Origin of the sequence: Colwellia sp. 6M3 (genome assembly GCF_014077595.1) — a bacterium.
Classification (GTDB): Bacteria; Pseudomonadota; Gammaproteobacteria; order Enterobacterales; family Alteromonadaceae; genus Cognaticolwellia.
In genome coordinates this window covers 22,585-29,340 of sequence record NZ_JACGWF010000052.1, presented here as the reverse complement: position 1 = coordinate 29,340, position 6,756 = coordinate 22,585, and the positions used below count along the sequence as shown (strand labels likewise).

The window sequence follows — 6,756 nt, the reverse complement described above, 5'->3', positions numbered from 1 at the left end:
AACGGGCTAGTACCATTCGATTATCTCATGCATTGCCTTGAACAATTGAGCAAGCCAAAAATTGACATCAATTCTTTACTCCCATGGAATATAAAGCTTAGCTAAGTGCTTTCCCCAGACGTTCACGTAATAATGAGCCACTCTATTGTTAACGAAGTACATCACAGCTTTGATATTTATATTGTCAATTGCACAAATTGATATAGCTTATGGTGCTGAAGATAAATCTCTTACCATGTGTGTTTCGCATTTTCCACCTCACCAAATAGTATTGCCAGGCCAAACACCTATCGGCGAAAACATTGCAGCAACAACTTATCTATTTAATAAACTCGGTTATAAAGTACTATTTACTGAGAATAATACCATTTGGCGTTGTTTAGGTATGTTAAAAGCAGGCAAAGTGGATATTATGTCGGGTCTGTTAGACTCACCTGAGCGCCGAAATTTCGCTCATTTACTGGTTTATAGTTCATTACATAAAAAATCTTTTTATGTAAAAGAAGGCGGACCAACCATTAGTGGCTTTGCTGACCTTAAAGGTTTAAAAATAGCGGTTTTAAAAGAAATAAAGCAGTTTGAAAAGTTTGACAATGCGCCTGATACTTTTTTTGAAAAAGTGTATGTTAATGATATGGCGGCTGCCTTTCGGGTTTTAGTAGCAGGGAAAGTTGATGTGGTCATATCGACTAACTTTAACGATTTAGATAAATATATCCCCCCTAATAATCATGAAATTAGAGAAATCACAGTCACTTTAGATGATGCTTCATTCTTATTTATCGCTCTATCAAAAAAATCTAAAATTGCCCATTTAGCTAAAGATTTCACACAATTATCACAAGAACTTTATTCAAATAATGAATTTAAGCATGTTATTAATGATTTTAGAATAAAACACCCTGAGCACTACAGGCCTGCGTTCTAAGCTCAAGATAAACTAAGAAATTAAACTACAGACTCTGCTGAAGTTAGCCGGTTTATCGATGAAACCTACCGATTGAAATAGTGCTATAAAAATAGTTTAAAGTTCGGTACTTATATACTTAACAACATCTTCATTTGGCTCTAAAATATAAAACGCCCAATGGAGTGTCTCAGGCGTTATAAATCAATGTATCACCAATACTAGCTCGGTTTAAGCTAAGCTAAGCTAAGCTAGTATTATGATAAGTTAAGCCATTAAATTTTTGAATTCTTGTACAAGAAAGAAAACAATTTCAATACCGATCAATACGATAATAATCCATTCTAAAAATGAAGAGTGTTGATGTTTTTGTTCTTCAGCTAGCACCTCAAATAACTCATTAATCGTTGAAAGTTTTTTAGACAATAAATCTACGCGCTGGCGTATATCCATGTAGCGAGCCATACGTTCATAAATGGCTTCATATTCAGGATATTCCCAAAAAAAATCGGGAGTATCTAATAAACCATAATGGAGAATAATGTCGCTTTTCGTGCTTAGTAACGTCCCTCTAATTTTAGCGATTTCTTTCTGACTGATAGATATTTTGCCAAACTTAGCTAACTCTTCTGGAATATGTGAATAGTTTTTTATCGAATTTTGCGCTTGAACTTCGTACTCCATAAGCTTGCTCGATTGCGCTAAAGCATGGCTTATTGCTAAACGCATTAAAGGATCATGGTCTGGCAACGAAATAACATCTTTTTTTATCATTAATTCGTTAGCAAAAGTGAAACTTAAATGTTCTTCGATTTGTTCAAAATGTGTTGTATTGTCTTTTTTTAGGCTGCTGATTAAAGCTTGGCGCGCAGTTTTATCTACCGCCCAAAATACCACTACGCCATAATCAAACAACCAATACTCTCCAGTTGCTACAACTATTTGCACTGCATCTCTATAACGGGTTCCACCTTCAAAAAAACGTTTGTTTATATTCGAATTCGCTGATGAAAAATCATCACCAAAGTTGTAAACAGATAACTTATTATCACTAAATTCGATGTTGTTATCTCTCATTACTTGTTCCATGGGTACTCATTAAATTTCGGTGTTATCACTGTATGAATATTTTTCAAGACTAGCTACATTAGCTTGTCTCAATTAATTGCCTTTATATTATTTTTCATTCTACTTTTCATTCCTAACTAACTTTAATTTCAAGCCTTTTATTTATGAAACGTTTATTGTTTCACTTAGAAATGCAATTGTTAGAATAGGTTCTGCTGCTTAAATTTTTCTTTATTTACCTTACCTAGCAACAAGAGAAACTCTCATCAAAGTAAAAAATTCGGCTGATTCTGCGCTTTTATTTTCAAAGTTCAATATCAATTTTTTAATCAACTTAACAAAAAATATTGATGCATTTAATCATGTTATCTAAAAAGACAAATCGATAGCATTTACAACTACTTATAATAAAAAAGGAATATTAGAACAAATAATTAATTCGTAAACTGCGAGGTGGGCGTTAAAAAATATATGGCGATTGACCATTAGATCAATTTTTAGCCTTTAATATATAGATTTGAAAAGAAATAACGAGGGTAAAGCGTTCTTTTTCCCTATCGTCGTGATATAAAAAAAGCCCTAACCAAAGTTAGCGCTTTTTGTATAATAAGCATATAAGTAAACCACTTTAACCAATGAGTTACTTTTTACGGTCGACAGTTCTACATAGCTTTCAACGCTTTTATACGATCATCTAATGGCGGATGTGTCGCAAATAATTGACTAAATGATGATTTAGTATTGATACCAAACGCCATCATAGAACCTTCCAAATGACTTTCTTGACTGCGTTTAAGTCGCTCTAAAGCACCGATCATTGCGCCAGTGCCTGCTAATTTAGCGCCACCAATATCCGCGCGGAATTCTCTTTTTCGAGAAAACCAAGCAACAATCGTACTGGCAAGTACGCCTAATAGCATTTCTAACACGAAAACAATGCCGAAATAAGCAAAACCTCCTAAGCCTGAACCATTTGAATTATTGCTCCGAGTGGCATTGTCAATAAGTCCTGCGATTACGCGTGCTAAGAAAATAACGAAGGTATTCACCACACCTTGTACTAAGGTAAGCGTTACCATGTCACCGTTAGCCACATGGCTAATTTCGTGCCCAATAACCGCTTCAGCTTCTTCTTGTGTCATATGTGCTAGTAAGCCTGTGCTAACGGCAACTAAGGCATTGTTCTTATTAGCGCCAGTTGCGAAGGCATTCATATCGGGTGATTCAAAAATAGCCACTTCAGGCATGCCAATTTTAGCTTGTTGGGCATAACGTTTAACAGTTTCAAGTAACCATTTTTCAGTGTTGTTTTTCGGCTGTTCAATGACATAAGCCCCCACTGAACGCTTTGCCATCCACTTCGACATTAGCAATGAAATAAATGAGCCACCAAAACCAAACACACTTGCCATAACAAGCAAGCCGCCCATACCTTGGCGATCAATGCCAAATACTGACATTAGAATGCTCATGGTAATACTTAGCACAACCATAATGGCTAAGTTAGTTAATAAGAATAAGACTATACGCTGCATGTTTAACTCCAAGTAATTGATTGCAACAATGACATAATATGTCTAAATGGTATTTAATCAATACTTTTTTTGTGTTTATTTGTGTACGTTTTTTTACATTACAATATTAAAGCCTGCGGATTTATCCGCATTAAAACCAATGAAAACGAACGTTAGCGCCATTATCAACAATAGCTTTTATTATTTAACGATAGAAAAAGCATTCATTCATATTTTTTGTCAAATCAATGAATTTAATCTCCATATTTACTATAGTAGAAGATAACTTTTGTTAATTAAGAGCAGCTATGAATATATTCTTAAAATCCTTCGCTATCATTATGTTAATCATTGTTCTATTAATTGTCGTTGCCACACAATTAATATCAACCGAGGACATAGTTAACCAAGTAAGTACTAACGTTGAACAGTCAACAGGCAGAGTGTTAACCGTTAATGGTGAACAAAGTTTAAGTGTATTTCCTTCGCTAACTTTAGTGCTAAACGATGTGCAATTTTCAAATGTAGCAGGTGGCTCTAAACCAAATATGGCTAGCATTAACGAATTACTGATCCATATCCCTTGGTTTTCAGTGTTTTCTGGTGAATTAGCCATTGAAAAATTTGTTATTAATGATCCCGATATTCTCTTAGAAAAAAATGCTGATGGTTCAGTTAATTGGCAGTTTTCAACCTTGGCTAATACAAGCGATGACGCTAAAAACGATACAACAAAATCACCGACTAATGATAAGTCTGTTACTTTGCCTGACGGTTTTGATATTAGTCTGGGTCAAGTAGAAATTAATGGTGGCAAGCTCACCTTTATTGATCACCAAAGTAAAGAAACAAAAATAATTGATCAGCTAGATTTAGCCATAACTATGCCGTCTTTAAGACAAGCCCTAAACTTGTCAGGCAGTGTAAGGTACATGGCGCAAACCCTTGAGCTTGAATCAATTATAACCTCGCCGGCAAAAGCCATTAATAACCAACCTTTCACCGTCGAGTTGAACTTAACATCGGCGTTAGTAAAATTAAATTATCAAGGTGAAGTGGTAAATCAAGGCGAAGAGTTAAATGGTAAATTATCGATTTCAGGAGATTCGGTTAAAGCGTTATTAAACTGGCAGAATATTGCTTTAGTTGCTAAAGATGAAGCTTTTAACAAATTTTCTTTGAGTACCAATATGGGCTTTGTTAACAATAAACTCACCCTTAATAAATTAATAGTGAGTTTAGACGAATTAGAGTTTAAAGGCTCTACTGCAATTACCTTATCTGAGCCGCTTAACATTTCGAGTAATATCGACTTGGGCATACTCGATCTTAACCCTTATTTACCTGAACCTAGCTCAGAAACTGAAACAACACCAACGGATGACCAAGCTAGCCAGCCCATAGTCTGGGATAATACCGAGCTTGATTTATCCGTATTAAGGTCACTAAATGCCAATATTTCAATTAAGTCCAGTCAGCTATTGATCAGAGATATTAAGCTTGGTAAAAATGAGCTCGCCTTGGTGTTAAACAAAGGTGTGGCTGATGTGCAGTTAAAAAGCTTTCAGGGTTATGAAGGCAATGGCAGTGGCGTTATTAAACTTAACGCCAATAAAAAACCTTATCAAATAAACACTAAATTTGATTTAGCCAATATTAATGCTGAGCCGTTACTTACCGATGCGGCTGGCTTTGACAAACTTATCGGCAAAGGACAATTAGCTTGGGATCTTTCAACCCAAGGTATAAGCCAACGTGAATTTATTAAACAACTTAATGGTCACCTAGATATTAGTTTTATCGATGGTGCTGTTAAAGGGGTAAATTTAGCGGCTATTGCCAAGAGCGCCAGCAATATTATGCAAGGTAACTTATCTGCAGTTAGTTTAGACAGTGATTTTAGTAACGCAGATAAAACAGATTTTGCAGCCCTAACGGGTAAATTTACACTAACTAATGGTGTTGCTACTACTGATAACCTATCTTTGAATAACCCTTTTATCAGAATATCAGGGACCGGTGATATAAATTTACCTGAAACAAAAGTTAATCTGCAAATCAAATCAAAAGTAGTCGCGTCAACTCAAGGGCAAGCAGCAGAAGCCACTGATTCAGGTATTGTTATACCGATAAAAATCACTGGGCCATTTCATGATATTAAAATACGCCCTGATGTGAGCTCAGGAGCTAAAGATAAACTAAAAGACAAGGTAAAAGATAAAGTTAAAGATAAGTTAAAAGGACTGTTCGGATAATAAGTTAGCTTGTTAGAAATAATCAGCGATAACTTACCTTGTGTTATCGCTGATCTCCTATTGCTTAAGGCAACTGACAAGTCGAAAATTTTTAAGCTTTTAATGTAATGGAAATAAATTCACTTAACGTCTGTGATATTAGGACTTAACTTGGAAATATTTATAATGAAAAACACTAAACAACACATTAAGCAGCACATTAAACAATACGCTAAATACTTTGCCATTGCTCTGTGTTCAATATTGTTTATATCACCAGCAACAGCACAAGATAGTTGGTGGGAAAAAGCAAAAAAAATACTCTCAGGAGAAAACACGGTCTCGCAGATAGCGTTAAGTGACGAACAAATAGCCAAGGCACTTAAACAGGCATTGTCGGTTGGCTCTGAATCAGTAATAAATACCTTACAAAAAAGTGGTGCCTTTGCCGATAATCCAAACTTACATATTGATTTGCCGCCAGCATTAGCAAGCGCAGGGAAAATATTAGATAAAGTCGGCATGGGTCATTGGACTGATGAACTTGAAGCGAAGTTAAATGAGGCGGCAGAGCAAGCCATTCCAGCCGCGGGTCCGATAATATCAAACGCGATAAATAACTTAACACTAGTCGATATACAATCGATTTATAATGGTGAAAATGACGCTGCTACGCAATATTTCAAAAAACAAATGTCAGCACCAATTGCCAACGCAATGGACCCTATAATTAAGCAAAGTCTAGCTAATGTAGGTGCATTAACCCTATATGATAATATAATCTCAAAATATCAGTCGCTACCTTTTGTTCCTGATATAAGTAGTGACTTAATTGAGTTAGTTAAAACCCAAGCCTTGTCAGGCATATTTGAATATTTAGCCAAAGAAGAAGCGGCTATTCGTGAAAATCCAGAAAAAAGAACCACCGAATTACTTAAGAAAGTGTTTTCTAAATAACAATTTTAGAATATATAAATGCTTATCTGAGTTAGATATGACTGACTAGGCATGGCTTACTAGCTATGACTTACTA

The 6,756-nt window shown here is 35.4% G+C and carries 5 protein-coding genes; 3 read left to right on the top strand and 2 right to left on the bottom strand.

All coding sequences use genetic code 11. The features are described from left to right. Positions 1-181 precede the first annotated feature (181 nt). The gene (locus H4J50_RS12075) at positions 182-928 is read left to right on the top strand and encodes an ABC transporter substrate-binding protein (RefSeq protein WP_182256702.1); all 747 of its coding nucleotides are present in this window, start codon (positions 182-184) and stop codon (positions 926-928) included. Positions 929-1,174: 246 nt separating this feature from the next. Here the strand turns inward: H4J50_RS12075 and H4J50_RS12070 are convergent, their stop codons facing one another. Continuing rightward, positions 1,175-1,984 (bottom strand): RMD1 family protein, encoded by an 810-nt coding sequence (locus H4J50_RS12070; protein WP_220466187.1) that lies wholly within the window; start codon positions 1,982-1,984, stop codon positions 1,175-1,177. 653 nt (positions 1,985-2,637) lie between these two features. Then, complete coding sequence (htpX, locus tag H4J50_RS12065; RefSeq protein ID WP_108457016.1) at positions 2,638-3,510, bottom strand: protease HtpX; 873 nt, start codon at positions 3,508-3,510, stop codon at positions 2,638-2,640. A 287-nt stretch (positions 3,511-3,797) separates the two neighbouring features. On the opposite strand from htpX, the gene H4J50_RS12060 reads away from it, so the two are divergent. After that, positions 3,798-5,744, top strand: coding sequence for an AsmA family protein (locus tag H4J50_RS12060; RefSeq protein WP_182256700.1), 1,947 nt, complete (start codon positions 3,798-3,800; stop codon positions 5,742-5,744). A gap of 165 nt (positions 5,745-5,909) precedes the next feature. Further along, on the top strand, positions 5,910-6,680 hold the full coding sequence (locus tag H4J50_RS12055; RefSeq protein WP_182256698.1) for a DUF4197 domain-containing protein: 771 nt from the start codon (positions 5,910-5,912) through the stop codon (positions 6,678-6,680). Positions 6,681-6,756 lie beyond the last annotated feature (76 nt).